We start from the raw sequence: 20,128 nt of genomic DNA on the forward strand, positions 1-20,128 counted from the left end.
GACGTGACGTCCGTGCCGCTGCTCGACTCGCCACCGCACTCCCGTGACCCGTCGCGGCCGGTGCCGTGGCGGATGACCGGGCGGACGGTGCTGCTCGTCGCGGCGGCGCTGATCGTGGCGCAGCTGGTTCTGCGCGGCTGGGTGGCCGCGTCCGGATTCTTCTACTGGGACGATTTCCTGCTGATCGGCCGGGTGAGCAGCCAGCCGGTGCTCTCGACGGAATTGCTGTTCACCAGTCACGACGGGCACGTCATGCCGTTGGCGTTCGTGCTGACCTGGCTGGTCACCGAGGTGGCGCCGTTGAATTGGGCAGCCGCTGTCGTGGTGCTGACCGGGTTGCAACTGCTCGCTTCGCTGGCGGTGCTGCGACTGTTGATCGTGCTGCTCGGGGTCCGCACCCGCCTGCTCGGACCCCTGGCGTTCTACCTGTTCGTCCCGCTGACGGTGCCCGCGTTCGCCTGGTGGTCGGCGGCGGTGAACGCGCTGCCGTTGCAGATCGCGCTGGCGTGGGTGAGTGCGGACGCGGTGCGGCTGGTGCGAACCGGGCGGCGTCGATATGCGGTGTCGGGGGCTGTGGTGTTCGCGGTGGCGTTGCTGTTCTTCGAGAAATCGGTGGTCGTGCTGCCGGTGGCTTTCGCGGTGGCAGTGCTGGCCGCGCACGTGACGGGTCGATCCGTGCGGGCAGCCGCTCGGCGTGGGGGCGCGCTGTGGGCGGCGGGCGGCGCGGTGCTGCTGACGTGGTCGGCGGGTTTTCTGCTCGTCATCCAACGCCCCAGGGGACTCTCGGCTCCCGAACATCCCGGGTCCCTGTGGAGCCGCGCGCTGTCCGACGGGTTGGTACCCGCGCTGTTCGGCGGTCCATGGCGCTGGGAACGCTGGCAACCCGCCACCCCGTGGGCGGACTCGCCGAGCTTGCTGGTCGCGCTGAGCTGGCTGTCGCTGATCCTGTTCGCGGCGTGGACGATTCGTACCCGCTGCCGGGTCGGCGCGATCTGGGTGAGCGCCGCCGGATACGCGGTCCTGACCATCGCGCCCGTCGTCCTCCTACGTGACGGCCCGAGTACCGCAGGTCTGCTCCTCCAATCGGTGCGCTACTTCGCCGATTTCGCCGTCATCGCGACCGTCGCGCTCGCGTTGATCACGCTGGCACCCCGTCGGCACCGGTGGAGTTCGGTATTCGGATCGAACGAGCCTGCACACCAGCGAATTCCGGCCGGCGTCGATCCGGCACGTGCGCGCACCGTCAGCGGATCGGCTCCGGTCGAGGTGGGACGCGATGGTCGAGCTCGGCAGATAGTGGGTGTCTCGGCGATCGTCGTGTTCCTCGCGAGCAGTGTGTACTCGACGATCACCTTCACCGAATCCTGGGAACCGAGCCCGGCCCGCACCTACGTCAGCGGCGTGCGAGCCGCGCTCCCCGGCGCCGCCGACGCGCCGCTGCTGCCCCAAGAGGTTCCGTGGAACGTCTTGAACCCGTTGGCCTTCCCCGAGAACATGACCGACCGTGTCTTCGCCCCGATCTCGACCCCCACCACCTTCGCCCTCTCGACTCCGCGCCTGCGAATGATCACCGATGAGGGCGCCGTCGTCCCCGCGCAGGTCTGGTGGAACCGTGCCATCGTCGAGGGCCCCGAACCCCGCTGCGGGTACCGGGTGCACGGCACCACCGGCGCCAACCTCCCCCTCGACGGCCCCATGCAGATCCGCGACTGGACCGCCCAGGTGAACTACAACGCCGAACGTGACGGCCGGATCGCGCTGTCCTTCGAGGGCGAGACCGAGACGATCGCCGACGTGCGCGCGGGCTTGAACACCGTGTACATCCGGCTGCTCGGAGGCGGCGACACCCTGCGGATCAGATCCCTCGACGAGCGGCAGTCGCTGTGTGTCGGCGCCGGACCGGTCGGGGTCGCCGCACACGCGCGGTGAATCGTTGATCGAGCGCACCGGCGCGGGGCATGCGATGCTGGGCCGATGAGGCAGTTTCGGGTGTGGGCGCCGGAGGCGGGGGCGGTGCGGCTGCAACTGGACGGGGTCGAGCACCCGATGCGAAGAAACGGCGGCGGCAATTGGTCGGTCCGCGTCGACGCAGGTCAGGGTGCCCGTTACGGATTCCTGATCGACGACGACCCGATGGTGTTGCCCGACCCACGCTCGGCCCGCCAGCCCGACGGCGTGCACGAAACCTCCGCTGTCCACGACCTGGACGAGACGGTCTGGACCGACCGGAACTGGACCGGCAGACCCTTGGCCGGCTCGGTGTTCTACGAACTCCACATCGGCACCTTCACCCCCGAAGGAACCTTCGACGCGGCGATCGAGCACCTCGACCATCTCGTGACACTGGGCGTCACCACCGTCGAACTCATGCCGGTGAACGCCTTCGACGGCACCCACAACTGGGGCTACGACGGCGTCGGATGGTACGCGGTACAGGAAAGCTACGGCGGTCCCGACGGCCTGCAACGCTTCGTCGACGCCTGCCACGCCCGTGGCCTCGCGGTCTGCCTCGACGTGGTCTACAACCACCTCGGCCCGTGCGGCAACTACCTGCCGCGCTTCGGCCCCTACCTCAACGCGGGCCGCAACACCTGGGGTCAGAGCCTCAACCTCGACGGGCCCGGCTCCGACGCGGTCCGCGCCTACATCATCGACAACGCCCTGCGCTGGCTGCGCGAATTCCACCTCGACGCCTTGCGTATCGATGCCGTCCACGCGCTGGTCGACCGCACCGCCACCCACCTGCTCGACGAGCTCGTCGTCGAAACCACCGCGTTGGCAGCACATCTGGGCCGACCGCTCAGCTTGATCGCGGAGAGCGACCTCAACGACCCCCGCCTGATCACCCCGCGCGCGGCAGGCGGCTACGGGCTCACCGGCCAGTGGAACGACGACCTGCACCACGCCGTGCACACCGCCGTCTCCGGCGAAAGGCAGGGCTACTACGCCGATTTCGGCTCACTGGCCTGCCTCACGCAGACACTCACCCACGGCTTCTTCCATGCCGGGACCTACTCCAGCTTCCGGGGCCGCACTCACGGCGCGCCGCTGCGTCGCGACCTCATCCCCGGCAGCGCGCTGTTCGGCTACACCTGCAATCACGATCAGATCGGCAATCGCGCGATCGGTGATCGGCCCAGCGCCTATCTCACCCCCGGTCAGCTCGCGGTGAAGGCGGCGCTGGTGCTGCTCTCGGCGAGCACGCCGATGCTGTTCATGGGGGAGGAGTGGGGCGCGCGCACCCCGTTCCAGTTCTTCACCTCCCACACCGACCCGGTCGTCGCCGCGGCCACCGCCGCCGGGCGCCGGGCCGAATTCGCCGAGCACGGCTGGTCCAGCGACGAGGTGCCCGACCCGCAGGACCCGGACACCTTCACCCGCTCCAAGCTCGACTGGACCGAGGTCGGTCGCGAACCGCATGCCCGGTTGCTCGCCTGCTACCGCGGCCTGCTCGCCCTGCGCAAGTCGCGGCCCGAGTTCGCCGATCCATGGCTGGAACGGGTGTGGGCCGACTATGACGAAGCACAGCGTTGGTTCGTCCTGCGTCGTGGCCGAATCTCGGTGGTGTGCAACCTCGCCGAGGACGAAGTGGTGATCCCGGTGCATGGTCGGGTGCTGCTGGCCTGGTCACCTGCCACCGAAAGCGGTGCGGGAACACTGATTTCGGGTCACAGTTTCGCCGTGCTCGAGGAAGGTGACGGCGCGGGGACGGTGGTCACCGAGTGATGACGCCGGGCTACGGGTCGGCCACAGTCCGAAACGCGGCGTTGCCGAATGGGCATAACGCCGTATAGTCGGATGATGAGCAACGACGCTTACGGGCAGGAAAGCACTGCCCTACCGGCCGGTGTCGGGGGTTATGCCCCGGCCGGATTCGGTCCCCTGGTGCGCGCTTTCGCCACCTTGATCGGCCATCGCCGCGACGCAGGCGGGGCACTCGCCATCTATCGGCACGGTGAACCACTCGCCCATTTCTGGACCGGTAGTGCGGGTGACCGGCCGTGGACCGCCGATACCGGCGCGATCGTGTTCTCCGCGACCAAGGGCGTCACCGCCACCGTCATCCACCGGCTCGCCGATCGCGGACTGATCGACTACCAGGCGCCGGTCGCCGAATACTGGCCGCGTTTCGCCGCGCACGGCAAGGGCGCGATCACCGTCGCCGACGTGCTCACCCACCGCTCCGGGCTGTCGTCGCTGTCCGCGGTCGCCACCACCGCCGCGGAAGCCCTCGATCACGAGTTGATGGAGGACCGCCTGGCGCTGGCCACCCCGGACCGGATGCTCGGCACCCCCACCTATCACGCGCTGACCTACGGCTGGCTGCTCGCGGGCCTGGCCAGGGGCGTGACCGGCCGGAGCATGAGCGAGCTGATCCGCACCGAGGTCACCGATCCGCTCGGGATCGACGGCATCCACCTCGGTCGTCCCGCCGCGGACTCGTCGACCGAATACGCCCGGCTGGCCGGCGCGCACATGAGCTTCGCCGCGCATCCCGTCGCCGCCAGTTTCCTCGCCAATGTCGGATTCCGGCTGCCCGGACCGCTCGGCGCGGCCGCCCGCTGCCTGTTCGTGCCCGGCCTCGACGGCATTCTCGACGGTGACGACCCCACGATCCTGAACACCGAGATGCCCGCGGGCAACGGCGTCGCGACCGCCGCCGGACTGGCGAAGATGTACGCGGCGCTGGCCGACGGCGTCACCGTCGACGGCACGCCGTACCTGCAGCAGAGCACGCACGCCGCGATCCGCCGGGTGCAGAGCTACCGGCTCGACCACGCGCTGTTCTACCTGCCGATGATGTGGCACCTGGGCTACCACTCGTTGCCCGTCCCCGGCGCGCGGCACGGCTTCGGCCATATCGGGCTCGGCGGTTCGTTCGGCTGGGTCGACCCGCAGTCGGGTCTGTCGGTGGCCTACGTGCACAACCGTCTCGACCAGATCCTGCTGCCCTACGACCAGCTCGCCATGGGCTGGTTGCTGCCGCTGGTCGTGTCGAGCGTGCGCGCGAGTCGCACGTCCGGACACCGCGAGGACCGCGCGGCGGCGTGACCGCCGCGCGGCGAACCTACGTCAGGTAGCGATAGGCGGGGGAGCCCGGTTCCAGGCGTTCGGCCTGGATCGGGGACTCCTCGATGCGGTGCATCAGCGACGCCAGGTTGTCGGTGGCACCGAGCTCGATGCCGACCAGCGCGGCCCCGGTATCCCGGTTGTTGCGCTTGACGTACTCGAACATGGTGATGTCGTCGTCGGGGCCGAGGACATCGTCGAGGAAGCGGCGCAGCGCACCAGGCTCCTGCGGGAAGTCGACCAGGAAGTAGTGCTTGAGACCGCGGTGCACCAGTGAGCGCTCGATGATCTCGCCGTAGCGCGACACATCGTTGTTGCCACCCGAGACCAGCACCACGACCGTGCTGTCGGGCGCGATGTCGATCTCGGCCAAGGCCGCGGTGGCCAGCGCGCCCGCGGGCTCGGCGATGATGCCTTCGCTCTGGTAGAGGTCGAGCATCGCGGTGCAGATAGCGCCCTCGTCGACCAGCATCACCCGGAAAGCCGCTGTTCCGGTGGAGGATCCGGGTGTGGTGAGCAGGGGCAGCGAGGCATGCGAGACCATCCGGCCGCCGAACGACGCCGCCGCCCGGTAGGGCAGTTCGCCGATGCGGCGCACGGCGGCGCCGTCGACGAACGGGTCGATCTCGGGCAGCGTCACCGGTGCGCCGGCGACCAGCGCGGCGGTCAGCGAGGCCGCGCCCGCGGGTTCGACGGCCAGCAGGCCGGCGTGCGGTGCGCGTTCGCGCAGGTAGGTGCCGATGCCGGCGAGGCAGCCGCCGCCGCCGACCGGGACGATCACCAGGTCGGGGGCCGTGCCGAGCTGGTCGAGGAACTCCGCGGCGATAGTGCCCTGACCCGCGGCGGTGCGCGGGTCGTCGAACGGCGGCACCATGGTGGCGCCGGTGCGGGCGACATCGTCGGCGGCAGCCGCGGCAGCTGCGTCGTAGGTTTCGCCGACGGCGATCAGCTCGACGAACTCGCCGCCGTGCACGCGGATACGGTCGCGCTTCTGCTTGGGGGTGGTGGTCGGCACATAGATGCGCCCGCGTACACCCATCGCCCGGCAGGCGAACGCCACGCCCTGCGCGTGATTGCCCGCGCTGGCGGTCACCACACCGGCCGCGCGCTCGGCGGCGGTGAGCTGCACCATCAGGTTGTAGGCGCCGCGCAGCTTGTAGGAGCGAACCGCGGTGAGGTCTTCGCGCTTGAGGTACACCTGCGCACCGGTGCTCGCCGACAGCCGCGCGCTGTACTGCAGCGGAGTCGGCTCGATGATGTCGGAAATTCGCTTGGCGGCGGCGTCGATCTCGTCCGCGGTGAGCGGCGGACGGATTACGGACACTTCGGCGACGTCAGCGATGGGGGACACCCGGACAATGCTACCGAGGCGGTTCGCGCGCTCGGCGAGCGGAACCACCCGCCGGGGCGACCGCGGCGGGTGGGCTCGGACCTGCGGTTCAGCGCGGTGTGAGGACGAAGACCGGGATCACGCGATCGGTCTTCTTCGTGTACTCGTCGTAGTCTGGCCACACGGCGACCGCGCGCTCCCACCACCGCGCTCGCTCGTCGCCGACGACCTCGCGCGCGGTGTAGTCCTTGGTGGTGGTGCCGTCGCGCAGTTCGACGTGCGGATCGGCCTTGATGTTGTGGTACCAGACGGGATTCTTCGGCGCCCCGCCCAGCGACGCGACGACGGCGTACTCGCCGTCGTGCTCGACCCGCATCAGCGGCGTCTTGCGCAGCTTGCCGGTCTTGGCGCCCTTGGTGGTGAGCAGGATGACGGGCTTGCCCTGCAACGAGGTGCCCTCGGCGCCGCCGGAGTTCTCGTAGGTCTCGGCCTGTTCGCGTGCCCAGTCCGAAGTGCTCGGTGCGTACTCTCCTGTGAGTGGCATGACCTGCACAACGAACCATCGCCCTGTGATGTTCCCGATAGAGCCACTCGAACAAGTTCGGTGGACCGAACTTCGATGTACGCCTATCCTGGTCTGCATGGCAGTGCTCACCTCATCGGCAGCATCCGCGACCGTCGACATCGCGGGTAGCGCTTGGCCGGTCTACAAGCTCGAGGCGCTCGCCGCCGCGCTCGTGGTCGCCGCGCTGTTGCTGCTGATCATCGGGTCGCCGCAGGTCGCGGTGCTGGCGGCCGCCGCCGTGGCCGCCGTCCGCTGGACCGTCGGCGCCACCCGCACCGCGTCGCGCAACTGATTCGGGCACCGGGCCAGGGTCGTTCTCCCCGGATGGCGGATCATTCCGTCAGGTCGAGCGAACTCAACTCACCGCGCGACAGCACGCCCAGCTTCGGATACGCCTTGTAGAGGTGATGGCCGACGGTGCGGTGGCTCAGGAACAGCCGTGCCGCGATCTCCCGATTCGACAATCCCTGCGCGGCCAGCCGCACGATCTGTGATTCCTGCGGGGTGAGCAGGCTCAGCGGGCCGCCGCTCGCACGCGTACCGGTTCCGACACCGAGCGCGCCCAGTTCGGTGCGCGCGCGTTCGCTCCACGGTGCCGCGCCGAGCCGATCGAACAGCTCTGTCGCCTGTTCCAGCTGGGTCCGCGCGTCGACCTTGCGCTTGTCGCGGCGCAGCCACTCGCCGTAGAGCAGCCGAGTGCGGGCTTCGTCGAACGGCCGGTTGGCGGCGAGCGCGGCCACGAAGTGCTGTTCGGCCGCCGCGCCGTCGGCCAGCAACGCGCGTCCACGGGCCGCCAGCGCCGCGATCCAGTCCTGCTCGGCCCGCTGCGACCAGGCGGTGAGCCGATCCAGCGCCTCGGCAGCGCGGTCGGTCGCGCCGAGCCGAACCGCCACCTCGATCTGATCCGGGAGTGTGCGCAGCCCGATGACGTGGTGTCGCGCCGGTTCGATCGTCATATGCGCGAGCTCGGTCCTTGCCTGCTCCAGCCTGCCTTCGCCGAGTGCCAGCAGTGCCACGGCCGCGTGCGCCCACGACGCACCGACCGCGCCCGGCCCGCCGAACTCCTCGGCCGCCGCACGCTCGGCATGGTCTCGACACGATGCCGAATCACCCTGTAGCGCGGCGAGATACGCGAGAAATGCGTGGATCTGACTGATCCACTGCGCCTGCCCGATGTCCTGTGCGATCCGCAGCCCTTCCTCGGCCGCGATCCGGCCCTCCCTCGGTCGCCCGCCGAACAACAACCCCTCGGATCGGAAGAACAGCAGCGGCGCCAGCAACCCGATCCGCCCCTGCTCCCTGCATTCCCTGATCAACTCGCCTGCCAGTTCCTCGACCTGCTCGTCCTGCCCGACGACCAAACCGCTGCCACACAGCTGCACGAGGTCGGCCGGACTGTCCGCCCCGCCGGTCCGGGCGGCGGCCGCCGCGTCCCGCAGGTCGGCGACCCGCTGACCTGTCACCGACCCGGTCAGATATCGCGCGATCGGCGTCGCCGGGTCTTCCTTCACCAGTCGCAGCGTCGCCAGGACATCGGCGACCTCATCGAGCTCGTCGGGTCCGAGGTACCACGCGGTGTGCACGGCCTTGGTCAGGATCCGAGCCGCGCCACGGGGATCGGATGCGCGCATCGCGACGGCCGCTGACATCAACCGCCGATGCGCGGAACCCGGTTTGCCGCCCGCGAATTCGGCCTGCGCCCGTACCAGGTCCAGCCGCAGCTCGAACGCGGCTCCGCCTTCCTCGGCCACGGTGGCCTGCTCGCCACTCCCGGCGACCACCCCGGCAGAGCTGACAGGCCCTCGTTCGCCAGGCCGCGCCGCCTGCTCCGTCGGGCCGCCGGTTGCTCGGCCGCCGGGGGCGGCCTCGCCCGCCGGCTTCCGGACCTCGCTCGACAGCGACGCGGCTCGCTCGGCCAGTCGCTCCGCGCGGTCGGTGAGGCCGGCCTCCGTCGCGGACTCGGCGGCGAGGACGAGTCTGCGCACACGCGCGCTCGCGTCGATGCTCAGCGCGGCCGCGCGATCGTAGGCGGTCACGGCGGCATGGAGGCCGTGGCGGCGCCGGGCACGGTCGGCTGTGTGCTCGAGTGCGGTGGCGGTGTTCTCGTCGGGACCTGTTGCGGCACTGGCGAGATGCCATGCCCGCAGGTCCGCGGTGTCGTCGCCGCTCAGTGCGTCGGCCAGGGCGCGGTGGGCGGCGAGTCGGTCGGTGAGCGCGGCGCCTTGGTACACCGCCGACCGCAGCAGTGGGTGATGCCAGGTCAGCACCTGACCGTCGGTGCCGATCATGCCCGCGTCCTGGGCGGGTTGCAGATCCGGCAGTGACGCACCGAGACCGGCCGCGGCACGCAGGATCGGCGCCAGGTCCGTGGCACCGGCCGCCGCCGCGACCAGAAGCACGGTCCGCGTCGCTGCGGGCAAGCGGGTGACGCGGCCGTGGAAGGCCAGCTGTAACCGCTGCGTCAACGGCAACGGATTCGCGTCATCGACACTGCCGTCGCCGACTACTGCCGGAAGTTCCAGCAGCGCGAGGGGATTACCGCCCGACTCGGCGAGCAATCGATACCGAACGGCCGGACTCAGCGGGGTTGGACCGGCATCGAGCAGTGCCGCCGACGCCTCGGGACGCAGACCGGACAGGGCGAGTTCTGTCAGCCCGGGCGCGGGAAAATCCTGCGGCCCCGAGCGCGTCGCGAACAGCATCACCACCCCTTCGGCCTCGAGCCTGCGCGCCGCGAACAGCAGTGCCTCCGCGCTGGCCCGGTCCAGCCAATGGGCGTCGTCGATCAGGCACAGCAGCGGCCCGTTGGCTGCTTCCTCGGCGAGCAGGGTCAGTACCGCCAGCCCGATCAGCATCCGATCGGCGGGCGCGCCCTCGCCGAGCCCGAACGCCGCCTCGAGTGCGTCACGCTGCCGCGACGGCAGCCGGCCCATCAGCTCCATACCCGGCCGGACCAGCAGATGCAGTGCCGCGAAGGGCAATTCGGCCTCGGACTCGATCCCCGCGCTACGCACTGTCGCAACACCTTGCGCTGCCGCGTAATCCAGCAGCGCGGTCTTCCCGATCCCGGCCTCGCCGCGCACCACCAGGGCCCCGCTTCGCCCCGCGCGTGCCCCGCTGAGCAGGTCATCGATCCTGGCCTGTTCGGCATCGCGTCCGTGCAGCATGGGCTCCACCGTATCGCCGTACCGGTACCGCGGGCAGTCGCGCCGGGAAAAGTACCTATACGCGACTGATTCGACCGACCCCCCGCACGCCATAACGTTGTGTCCATCGCAGGAACAACCAGCGAAACACCAGCTCACAGCCTATTTCGGAGGTCGAAATGAACACCGTCGTCGCACAGTATCTGGAAGCGTGGAACACCCGCGAGCCCGCCGCCCGCCGCTCCGCCGTCGCCCGTCTGTTCACCCCGCAGGCCCGCTACGTCGACCCGCTGGTCGCGGTCACCGGCCACGCCGAACTCGAGGCCGCGATCGCCGGTGTCCAGGCTCAGTTCCCCGACTGGACATTCACCCTGGCCGGTCCCGTCGACGCCCATCACGACCAGGTCCGCTTCACCTGGGGTCTCGGCCCCGCCGACGCCCCTGCCGTGGTGATCGGCTTCGACGTCGCCGTCCTCACCGACGGCCGCATCGACAGCGTCTACGGCTTCCTCGACCAGGTCCCCGCCACCACCTAACCCCTTCGCAGCCAAGGAGATCCGCCATGACCACCACCGCTCCGTCCCGTCTGTCCGCGTTGTTCGCCTCCGGCGAGAACCTGCTGCGGCTGTCGCTGCGCCTCGACGCCGTCGTCACCACCGCCAACGGCCTGGCCTACCTGGCACTGGCGCAACCACTGGAACGGCTACTCGGACTCGATGCCGGTGTCGGCCTCGCGATCGGCGCCTTCCTCACCGCCTACGGCCTGGCCGTCGCGATCGTCAGCCGATCGGCACCGGTCAACCGGGCCGCGGCGTCGGCGGTGGCGACGGGCAACACCGCCTGGGTCGTGGCCAGTCTCGCCGCGCTGTCGACCGGTGCGCTCGGTCTCACCACGGTCGGCGCGGTATGGGCGGTGCTGCAGTCGGTGACCGTCGGCGGATTCGCCGCGCTGCAATATCTGGGACTACGTCGTAGTCACTGAGCTGGACACGAGGGACCGACTCACACAGTGTCGGTCCCTCGCCGGCGCGCGCCTTCGGGCCCGCGTGTGCTGCCCTCGTGCTGTCAGCGCACCAGCAACGCGACAGGAAGTCGAGCGAACAGCTTGTCTACCCGCGCACTACCCGCGAAGGTGTTTCCGGTGAGTCGATCGGTCCAGTTGCCCTGCGGCAGCGGCAAAGTGGTGTCCAGCCAGCCCGCGGTGCCGAGCCCGACCGAATGCCGGGTCGCCGCCACGATCACCTCCGGCGCTTCGCCCGCGGGCCCCCGCCCATAGGCGATGAACCGATGCGCGTGCTCACCGATGGCATAGAGCGGCCGGTACATCCCGCCGACGAAGCACTCCGGCCGCTCCCGGCGCAACCACAGCGCATAGGCGACCACCCACATCTTCGCCGCACCGGTGGTGTCCAGAGTCGGTGTGTCGGTAAGTGACTGGAGCATCCCGACCCGGGTGGCGAAGTTCACCGGCCGCCGGTTGTCGGGGTCGACGAGGGAGTCTTCCCACAACTCGGTGCCCTGATAGATATCAGGAATCCCCGGAGCGCCCAGCTGCAAGAGCTTCTGCGACACCGCGTCCGACCACGCGTGCGGCGCGAGCTCGTGGGCCAGATCGCCGATGCCGGTACCGACCGGCCCATCGATCACCGCGTCGAGCCAGCCGTGCACGGCCGATTCGAACGCCGCGTCCGGCTCCTCCCAGGAAGTCTTCGTGCCCGCCTCGCGAATCGACTTCTCCGCGAACATGTGCAGCCGGTCCCGCAGCCCCGGCACCGACGAAGCGGGCCGCCCGTCGGCGGGCCACACCCCGAACATGTTCTGCAACAGGAACAACGCGGTGGCCCCGTCGGGCGCTGGGGTGGTCTCCAGCCAGCCTCGAACCCGCTGCGACCAGACATCGGCGACCTGTGACAGCACCCCGATCCGGGCACGCACGTCCTCCCCGCGTTTGGTGTCGTGGGTCGAGATCGTCGTCATGGTCGCGGGCCAGCGCTGCGCGCGTTCACTGTTGGACAGGTGGAAGTCGTTGACGGAGTGGCCGAATCGGGCCGGATTGCCGCCCACCTCCTGCAGCGACACCAGCCGCGCACCCTGATAGAACATCGTGTCCTCGACCGACTTGGCGGTGATCGCCCCACACACCTGCGAGAACCTTGTCGCCGCCTCACCCCCCACCGACAGCGCGGTCACCAGGACCGACAGCGGCGCCGTCAGCTCGGCGTTGCGCTTCTCCACCTCCGCCACGACCGCGGCCGTCATCCCGGCCAGCGGTGCGTAATCCACCCGGTACACCGGCATGAAAGCCAGTACCTCGATGGTCGCGTTGCTCACCGCGAGGGTGTCGAAACTGCCCGCGTTGCCGTCGCGTTTGATCGCGGCGACCAATCGCCGGATCTCCGGCGCGAGAATGGTTTCGGCAACGGCCCGCTTGATCCGATGCTCGGTTTCACCGAACCACGCCCGGTCGCTGCCGTGCCCCGCGACGTGCTGGGACAGCTCGGTCAGCGTCGCCTCGCCCGCCGGATCGATCAGCACCCCACCGAGATCGGCGAGCGCGTCGTAGCCGGTGGTGCCGTCGACCGGCAGCGTCGCGTCCAACGGCTCGCGATTGGCGAGGATCTTCTCGACGAGCAGGAGCCGTTGCGGCCCGATCAGCCTGCGCAACCGGGTCAGATACGCGCTCGGATACGACAAGCCGTCCGGATGATCGACGCGAACGCCGTCGATCAGATCGTGTTCGCACCAGGCCGCCAGCTCCCGGTGCGTCGCCTCGAACACCTCCGGGTCTTCCTGCCGGATCGCGGCCAGACTGTTCACCGCGAAGAACCGCCGATACGTGCACACCCCGGCTTTCCAGCTCACCAGCCGGTAGTGCTGGCGGTCGTGGATGCGCAGTGCGTTGTCGCCGTCGGTGCCCGCCGCGATCGGGAATCGCAGATCGTGCAATGCCAGCATCGGTTCCGCGCCGGACCGGTCGACGGTGAGCGCGGCCGGGTCGTTCTCGTTCTGCAGGACCGGCAGCGCCAACCGCCCGCCCGCGCCGTTGCCCGAACTCCAGTCGATGTCGAAGTACTTGGCGTACTGCGACTTCTGGCCGTTGCGCAGCACATCCCACCACCACCGATTCTGCCGCGGATCGGCGACGCCCACATGGTTGGGCACCAGGTCGACGATCAATCCCATACCCCGGCTTCGCACTTCGTCGGAGAGCGCTTTGAGGCCGGTCGGCCCGCCGAGCGCGGCGGAGACCGTGGTGGGGTCGGTGACGTCGTAACCGTGTGTCGACCCGTGCGTCGCGGTGAGGATCGGCGACAGGTACAGGTGCGAGATACCCAGCTGCTGCAGGTATTCGGCGATGGCGCGGGCATCGGCGAAGGTGAGCGCGTCGGGGCGCAGCTGCAACCGGTAGGTGCTGCGCACCGTGCCCGCCCGGACGGGCGCGCGATGCAGCATGGTCAGCGGGTCGGTCACGTAGGTCTCGGTCATCGTCTCGCTCGGCGGCTAGGTGGTTCGGCGCAATACGAGCAGGCAGCGGCTGGCGACCGGCAGCGTCGCCGCCGCGGCGTACACCGCGTCGGCCGCGCCGGTCGGGGTCGAACAATCCAGGGCGAGCGACCACTGCGCGCCGAACTCCGGCCCGGGCAGGACGAAATCGATCGCTTCGTCGTGCGCATTGAAGCACAGCAGGAACGAGTCGTCGGTAATGCGCTCACCCCGTGGACCCGGTTCGGCGATGCCGTCACCGTCGAGCAGCACGGCCAGTGATTTCCCGAAGCCGCTGTCCCAGTCGTCGTTGGTCATCTCGGTGCCCGCGGGCGCGAACCAGGCGATCTCGCGCCGGTGACCCTGATCGTCGCTCGGCCCGGCGGCCAGGAAGCGGCGACGCCGGAAGATCGGATGTTCGGTGCGCAAGGCGATCACCGTGCGGGTGAACTCGAGCAGGTCGGCATTCGATTCCGCCAGCGACCAGTCCATCCACGCCAGCGGCGAATCCTGGCAGTACACATTGTTATTGCCGAGCTGCGTGCGTCCGATCTCGTCACCATGGGCGAGCATCGGCGTGCCCTGACTCAGAATCAGCGTGGCCAGCAGATTGCGTTGCTGACGTGCACGCAGCGCGAGCACCCGGGGATCGTCGGTCTCGCCTTCGACACCACAGTTCCACGATCGGTTGTGGCTTTCCCCGTCCCGATTGCCCTCACCGTTGGCGTCGTTGTGTTTCTCGTTGTAGGACACCAGGTCGCGCAGCGTGAAGCCGTCGTGCGCGGTGACGAAGTTGATGCTGGCACCGGGCCGCCGGCCCGTCGACTCGTACAGATCCGACGATCCGGTGAGCCGAGAGGCGAACTCGCCCAATGTCGCGGGCTCCCCACGCCAGTAGTCACGGACCGTGTCCCGGTATTTGCCGTTCCACTCGGTCCACAGGCTGGGGAAGTTGCCGACCTGGTAGCCGCCTTCGCCCACGTCCCACGGTTCGGCGATGAGCTTGACCTGACTCACCACCGGGTCCTGGTGTACCAGGTCGAAGAACGCGGAAAGCCGGTCCACATCGTGCAATTCGCGTGCCAGGGTGGCGGCGAGGTCGAAGCGGAAGCCGTCGACGTGCATGTCCAGAATCCAGTACCGCAGCGAATCCATGATCAGTTGCAGCGTGTGCGGATGCCGGACATTGAGGCTGTTGCCGGTGCCGGTGTAGTCCTTGTAGTGCTCGGGGTCGGCCTCGTCGAGCCGGTAGTAGGCGGCGTTGTCGATCCCGCGCAGGCTCAGTATCGGCCCGTTGTGGTTGCCCTCGCCGGTGTGGTTGTAGACGACGTCGAGAATCACCTCGATGCCCTCGGCGTGCATCGCGCGCACCATCGCCTTGAACTCCGCGACCGCGCCGTCGCCGCGCGGCCGGGCCGAATACTGGTTGTGCGGTGCGAGATAGCCGATGCTGTTGTAGCCCCAGTAGTTGCGCAATCCCTGATCGGTGAGCACGTGATCGTGGAAGAACTGGTGTACCGGCATGAGCTCGATCGCGGTGACGCCCAGCGACTTCAGATGCCCGATGATCGCCGGATGCGCCAGGCCCGCGTAGGTGCCGCGCAGATCCTCCGGGATATCCGGGTGCGTCATCGTCAGGCCCTTGACGTGCGCCTCATAGATCACCGTCTCGTGGTACGGCCGGTTCGGCGGGCGATCGGGGCCCCAGTCGAAGAACGGGTTGATCACCACCCCGGTCATCGTGTTGCCCAGCGAATCCAGCCCGTAGGTGTAGAGCGAGGGATGGTTGACGAATTCGCCGTCGAACGCCTTCCCGTACGGGTCGAGCAGCAGTTTGCTGGGGTCGCAGCGCAATCCGAGCTCCGGATCGTAGGGACCGTGGACCCGAAAGCCGTACCGCTGCCCCGGGGTGACGGAGGGCAGGTAGGCGTGCCAGACGTAACCGTCGACTTCGTCGAGGTCGACGCGGGTCTCGGAGCCGTCCTTGGCGATCAGGCACAGCTCGACCTTCGTGGCGACTTCGGAGAACACCGAGAAGTTCGTGCCGCCGCCGTCGTAGGTCGCGCCGAGCGGATACGCGGTGCCCGGCCACACCTCGGGTCGGTCGTTCGGGCTCGACATGCTACGACAGTAATGGAACCCCGGGCCCCACCGCGCACGATGTGACCGGCCGCTCGCTGACCGCCGCTCAGGCCGATGCGGTCGCGAGCAGCCGCCGCGCGTAGCCCGTGCGCCGCGCGAGCCCGGCCAGTCCGCCGAAGATCAGCCGTTGCAGGAATGCGGGCGGACCGGCGAGATAGCCGTCCTGGTACTCCCACAGCAGCCCGAGGGCGAGCGGATTGCGGGGAAGCTTGCTCGTGGTCGTTTTGTTCGCGTTGTCGAGGCCGCTCCAGAACGCGAACATCTCCCAGTGCCGCAGCGGCGGACGGATCACGTGGTCCATCACGGTGTCGCCGGCTTCGTTCCAGAACTCGTGCACCACGCGCGGGGGAGCGGTGACCGTGTCGCCGGGCTTCGCGACGATCTCTTCGCCGCCGATCCGGAAGCGCACCTGACCGGTGCGAATGGTCCAGGTTTCGCTGATGTCCGGATGCCAGTGCGGGCCCGCTTCCCGGCCGACGTGCGGGAGCACATGTTCGAGTCGTAGATAGGCGCCCTGCGCGTCGGCGCCACGATCGACGAGCGTGACCCGGTGCCCGTTGCGAAAGGTGAGGACAGAACCGATGGCAGCCATGATCCAGGTATAAAGGTAACCTTCCTATTATGTCAACGGCTGAGCGGTCCTCCTTGCTGAAACTGCTGGTCCAGGCGGCCGATGCCTACGAGCGCGCGCTGAACCCCGCGCTGCGCGCCGGGCTCGGAACCGATCTGCGCCCAGCGCATTACGCGGTGTTCCGATACCTCGCACCGGAAGGCTCCCGGGTGACCGCGCTGGCCGAGGCCGCCGGGATGACCCAGCAGTCGATGGGGGAGCTGGTCACCCACTTGGAGAAGTGCGGATACGTGCGGCGCACGCCCGATCCCGCGGACGGGCGCGCGCGGCTGGTGGTCGCCACCGCGGCCGGTCGGGAGGCGGTGGCGCTGGCCGGGCAGCACATCCAGCGAATCGAACGGGTGGTCGCCGCCGAGCTGGGTGCGGAATCGCTCGCCGTGGTCCGCGATGCCCTCGCTCGGCTGCCCGCCGCGATCGCGAATCACGCCGACACCCGGTCCGCCGACGACGGCGAGTGATAACTTGAACAGTGTTCAAGGCTGTCGTCTCGGCAGCACCGGGCGACGACGAGGAAACCTGTGGACCTGACCCCCGAGCAGATCACCGCCCTCGATGCCGAACACGTCTGGCATCCCTACGGCGGATTCCCCGCGACCACCGAGCCGCTGGTCGTGGCGAGTGCGGCAGGAACGCGACTCACTCTCGCCGACGGCCGCGAACTCGTCGACGGGATGAGCTCGTGGTGGGCGGCTGTCCACGGCTACTGCCACCCGGTCCTCGACGCTGCCCTGCTCGCGCAATCCCAGCGCATGAGTCACGTGATGTTCGGTGGGCTCACCCACGAGCCGGCCACCCGGCTGACCCAACTGCTGGTCGAACTCACGCCCGCCGGTCTCGACAAGGTCTTCCTCTGCGACTCCGGTTCCGTATCGGTCGAGGTCGCGACCAAGATGTGCCTGCAGTACTGGCGCGGCGCCGGGCGCCCGGCGAAGAACCGGCTGCTCACCTGGCGCGGGGGATACCACGGCGACACCTTCACCCCGATGAGCGTCTGCGACCCCGATGGCGGCATGCACTCACTGTGGACCGACGTCCTCACTGAGCAGGTCTTCGTCCCCGGGCCGCCACGAGAGTTCGAACTCGGCTACGTCGCCGAACTCGAACGCGCCGTCGCCACCCATCGCGACGAACTGGCCGCGGTGATCGTCGAACCGGTCGTCCAGGGCGCGGGCGGCATGCGCTGGCACGATCCGCGCTACCTCACCGAACTGCGCCGGATCTGCGACGACAACGACGTGCTGCTCGTCTTCGACGAGATCGCCACCGGGTTCGGCCGCACCGGCGAGCTGTTCGCCGCCGATCACGCGGGCGTCGCGCCCGACGTGATGTGCGTCGGCAAGGCGCTGACCGGCGGCTACCTCACCCTCGCGGCGGCGCTGTGCACCGCGCGGATCGCTGAGACCATCAGCGCGGCACACGGCGGACTGATGCACGGGCCGACCTTCATGGGCAACCCGCTGGCCTGCGCCGTCGCGGTCGCCTCGATCGAGTTGCTGCGCTCGCGGGACTGGCGAGGCGAGGTGTCCAGGATCGAGTCGGAGCTGCGGGCCGGCCTCGCGCCGCTGGCCGAGCTGCCCGGCGTCGCCGAAGTCCGCGTGCTCGGCGCGATCGGCGTCGTCGAACTCGACGAACCCGTCGATATGCGCGCCGCGACCGATGCCGCCGTCGACGCGGGCGCCTGGCTGCGCCCGTTCCGCAACCTGGTCTACACGATGCCCCCGTTCATCAGCACCAGCGCCGACATCGCCACCATCACCGAGGCTGTGGGCGCGGCGGTGAAGGCCTCGATCGCATGAGCTCGACCGTCCTGAACGCTGTTCAAGTATGCTGCTCAACTGTGAGTACGGATCCGTTGAGCTGGTTGGACGAGCGTGCGGCCGAACGGGTCGACGCGGGGCTACGCAGGCATCTGCGCGAGCGCGTCGCCGAGTCGTCCGCGATCGACCTCGCCTCCAATGACTACTTGGGCCTGCACCGGCACCCCGAGGTCGTCGAGGGCGCGATCGAGGCGGTGCGTCGCTGGGGAGCAGGCTCCACGGGCTCTCGCTTGGTCACCGGCACGACCACCGAGCACGCACTCCTCGAACTCGAACTGGCCGAATTCGTCGGCGCCGAAACAGGATTGGTCTTCGCGACTGGCTACGCCGCCAACCTCGGCGTGGTCACCGCGCTGGCCGGACGCGGCACCCTCGTGGTCTCCGACGCGGGCTCGCACGCCTCCCTGGTCGACGCGTGCAGGCTTTCTCGCGCCAGAGTCGCGATCGCTGCGCACCGCGATGTCGCCGCGATCGAACGATTGCTCGCCGAGCGCACCGAAGAGCGCGCGCTGGTGCTCACCGATTCGGTCTTCAGCGCCGACGGCGATCTCGCACCACTGGCCGACCTGCACCGCGTCACCCGTGCGAACGGCGCGATCCTGATCGTCGACGAAGCGCACGGACTCGGGGTCCGTGGCGAGGGCGGACGTGGGCTCGTGCACGAGCTGGGCTTGGCGGGCGAACCGGACCTCGTGATCACCGCGACGTTGTCGAAGGCATTCGCCGCCCAGGGCGGCGTCGTCCTGGCCGATGCCAGAATCCGTGCCCACCTCATCGATGCCGCGCGCACCTTCATCTTCGACACCGGCCTAGCTCCCGCCGCGGTCGGTGCTGCCCGCGCCGCGCTGGCGCTGCTGCGCCGCGACCCGTCGATGGCCACCCGCGTTCTCGACCGGGCCGCCGACATCGCCCGGATCGCCGGGGTCTGCGAACCCGACTCCGCGGTTGTTTCCGTCGTCCTCGGCGAAGCGCAAGTCGCCTTCGATGCCGCGCAGGCATGCCGCGCCCGCGGCCTCGATGTCGGCTGCTTCCGCCCGCCGTCGGTACCCGAAGGCACCTCGCGGCTGCGCCTCACCGCCCGCGCAGACCTGACTTCCGCCGAACTCGAGACGATCGCCGAGGTCCTCGGCGATGTTCTCGCGTCGGCCCGCGGCAAGGAATCGGTGACGGCATGACTGTCCTGCTGATCAGCGGCACCTCGACCGACGTCGGCAAAACCGTCGTCACCGCGGCACTGGCCGCGGCCGCGCGAGCCGCGGGGCGCACCGTCGCTGTCTGCAAGCCCGCGCAGACCGGCATCGCCCCGGGCGAACCCGGCGACCTCGCCGAGGTCACCCGCCTGACCGGGGTGACCCGCACCCTCGAGCTCGCTCGCTACCCGGAACCACTCGCTCCCGACACCGCCGCGCGCCGCGCGGCCATGCCACTGCTGACCCTGAGCGACACCGTCGCCGCCGTCGAATCGCTGGCCGATGCCGACCTGGTGCTGGTCGAAGGCGCGGGCGGACTGCTGGTGCGGATGGGCGAGTTCACCCTGCTCGACCTCGCCCAGAAGATCGGTGCACCGGTACTGGTCGTCGCCGCAGCCGGCCTGGGCACCCTCAACCACAGCGAGCTCACCACCCGGACCCTCGCCGCGGCAGGTGTTCCCTGTGCCGGCTTGGTGATCGGCTCCTGGCCGATCGATCCCGACCTCGCCTCCCGGTGCAATCGCGACGACCTTCCGCGGGTCACCGAGACCCCGATAGTCGGCGCGATCCCCGCCGGCGCTGGACAGTGGGACCGCCACCGCTTCACCGCGGCCGCACCGAGCTGGTTCACCGCCGGTCCGCTGTTTGGAAACCACCCTTGACCAGCCGATTTGACTTCGTGTTGGTCGGCACGTAACTTTATTCGAGTCAGAGCGACACGGACACCGACTCAGCCACTGGCTGGGACACGAGG

Annotated in this window: 16 protein-coding genes; 10 read left to right on the forward strand and 6 right to left on the reverse strand. The window is 69.4% G+C overall.

Annotated features, from left to right (window positions below; all coding sequences use genetic code 11):
* Positions 1–3 precede the first annotated feature (3 nt).
* The 3 genes from ACFULV_RS24640 (at position 4) to ACFULV_RS24650 (ending at position 5,052) form a co-directional block, all read left to right on the forward strand.
* A complete protein-coding gene (locus ACFULV_RS24640; protein WP_378660543.1) occupies positions 4–1,929 on the forward strand; it encodes a hypothetical protein in 1,926 nt (641 codons plus the stop codon).
* A 45-nt stretch (positions 1,930–1,974) separates the two neighbouring features.
* Entirely contained in the window at positions 1,975–3,726 is a 1,752-nt protein-coding gene (gene treZ, locus ACFULV_RS24645; protein ID WP_378660545.1) for a malto-oligosyltrehalose trehalohydrolase, read from the forward strand.
* Between the two features lie 75 nt (positions 3,727–3,801).
* The gene (locus ACFULV_RS24650; protein ID WP_378660548.1) at positions 3,802–5,052 is read left to right on the forward strand and encodes a serine hydrolase domain-containing protein; all 1,251 of its coding nucleotides are present in this window, start codon (positions 3,802–3,804) and stop codon (positions 5,050–5,052) included.
* A 16-nt stretch (positions 5,053–5,068) separates the two neighbouring features.
* Here ACFULV_RS24650 and ilvA read toward each other — a convergent pair whose 3' ends face one another.
* A complete protein-coding gene (gene ilvA, locus ACFULV_RS24655; protein WP_378660551.1) occupies positions 5,069–6,421 on the reverse strand; it encodes a threonine ammonia-lyase IlvA in 1,353 nt (450 codons plus the stop codon).
* An 88-nt stretch (positions 6,422–6,509) separates the two neighbouring features.
* On the reverse strand, positions 6,510–6,944 hold the full coding sequence (locus ACFULV_RS24660; protein ID WP_378636786.1) for a nitroreductase family deazaflavin-dependent oxidoreductase: 435 nt from the start codon (positions 6,942–6,944) through the stop codon (positions 6,510–6,512).
* Positions 6,945–7,041: 97 nt separating this feature from the next.
* Here ACFULV_RS24660 and ACFULV_RS24665 point away from each other — a divergent pair, with 97 nt between their 5' ends.
* Complete coding sequence (locus tag ACFULV_RS24665; protein WP_378636789.1) at positions 7,042–7,257, forward strand: hypothetical protein; 216 nt, start codon at positions 7,042–7,044, stop codon at positions 7,255–7,257.
* 40 nt (positions 7,258–7,297) lie between these two features.
* Here ACFULV_RS24665 and ACFULV_RS24670 read toward each other — a convergent pair whose 3' ends face one another.
* On the reverse strand, positions 7,298–10,132 hold the full coding sequence (locus ACFULV_RS24670) for an AAA family ATPase (protein WP_378660554.1): 2,835 nt from the start codon (positions 10,130–10,132) through the stop codon (positions 7,298–7,300).
* Between the two features lie 158 nt (positions 10,133–10,290).
* Between ACFULV_RS24670 and ACFULV_RS24675 the strand changes: the two genes are divergently transcribed.
* Together ACFULV_RS24675 and ACFULV_RS24680 are read left to right on the forward strand one after the other, a co-directional pair.
* A complete protein-coding gene (locus ACFULV_RS24675) occupies positions 10,291–10,647 on the forward strand; it encodes a nuclear transport factor 2 family protein (RefSeq protein ID WP_378636793.1) in 357 nt (118 codons plus the stop codon).
* 26 nt (positions 10,648–10,673) lie between these two features.
* A complete protein-coding gene (locus ACFULV_RS24680) occupies positions 10,674–11,093 on the forward strand; it encodes a hypothetical protein (RefSeq protein WP_378636795.1) in 420 nt (139 codons plus the stop codon).
* Between the two features lie 83 nt (positions 11,094–11,176).
* Here the strand turns inward: ACFULV_RS24680 and treY are convergent, their stop codons facing one another.
* The 3 genes from treY to ACFULV_RS24695 all read right to left on the reverse strand — a co-directional run bounded on the left by treY (position 11,177) and on the right by ACFULV_RS24695 (position 16,328).
* Positions 11,177–13,564 (reverse strand): malto-oligosyltrehalose synthase, encoded by a 2,388-nt coding sequence (treY, locus tag ACFULV_RS24685; RefSeq protein WP_378636841.1) that lies wholly within the window; start codon positions 13,562–13,564, stop codon positions 11,177–11,179.
* A gap of 48 nt (positions 13,565–13,612) precedes the next feature.
* On the reverse strand, positions 13,613–15,715 hold the full coding sequence (gene glgX, locus ACFULV_RS24690; protein ID WP_378660556.1) for a glycogen debranching protein GlgX: 2,103 nt from the start codon (positions 15,713–15,715) through the stop codon (positions 13,613–13,615).
* A gap of 67 nt (positions 15,716–15,782) precedes the next feature.
* Positions 15,783–16,328, reverse strand: coding sequence for a cupin domain-containing protein (locus ACFULV_RS24695; RefSeq protein ID WP_378660559.1), 546 nt, complete (start codon positions 16,326–16,328; stop codon positions 15,783–15,785).
* 29 nt (positions 16,329–16,357) lie between these two features.
* On the opposite strand from ACFULV_RS24695, the gene ACFULV_RS24700 reads away from it, so the two are divergent.
* From ACFULV_RS24700 to bioD, 4 genes are read left to right on the forward strand one after another with little or no spacing between them, the layout of a single operon-like run.
* Positions 16,358–16,825 (forward strand): MarR family winged helix-turn-helix transcriptional regulator, encoded by a 468-nt coding sequence (locus ACFULV_RS24700; RefSeq protein WP_378660562.1) that lies wholly within the window; start codon positions 16,358–16,360, stop codon positions 16,823–16,825.
* Positions 16,826–16,885: 60 nt separating this feature from the next.
* Complete coding sequence (locus ACFULV_RS24705; protein ID WP_378660565.1) at positions 16,886–18,163, forward strand: adenosylmethionine--8-amino-7-oxononanoate transaminase; 1,278 nt, start codon at positions 16,886–16,888, stop codon at positions 18,161–18,163.
* Entirely contained in the window at positions 18,160–19,359 is a 1,200-nt protein-coding gene (locus ACFULV_RS24710; RefSeq protein ID WP_378660568.1) for an 8-amino-7-oxononanoate synthase, read from the forward strand. The genes ACFULV_RS24705 and ACFULV_RS24710 overlap by 4 nt, the downstream gene beginning before the upstream one ends.
* Positions 19,356–20,036 carry a dethiobiotin synthase gene (gene bioD, locus ACFULV_RS24715; RefSeq protein WP_378636809.1) on the forward strand — a complete coding sequence of 227 codons (681 nt, stop codon included), beginning with the start codon at positions 19,356–19,358 and terminating at the stop codon, positions 20,034–20,036. Before ACFULV_RS24710 ends, bioD begins: the two co-directional genes overlap by 4 nt.
* Positions 20,037–20,128: the final 92 nt, after the last annotated feature.

The sequence above is a fragment of the Nocardia sp. NPDC057272 genome (assembly GCF_042668615.1).
GTDB lineage: Bacteria > Actinomycetota > Actinomycetes > Mycobacteriales > Mycobacteriaceae > Nocardia.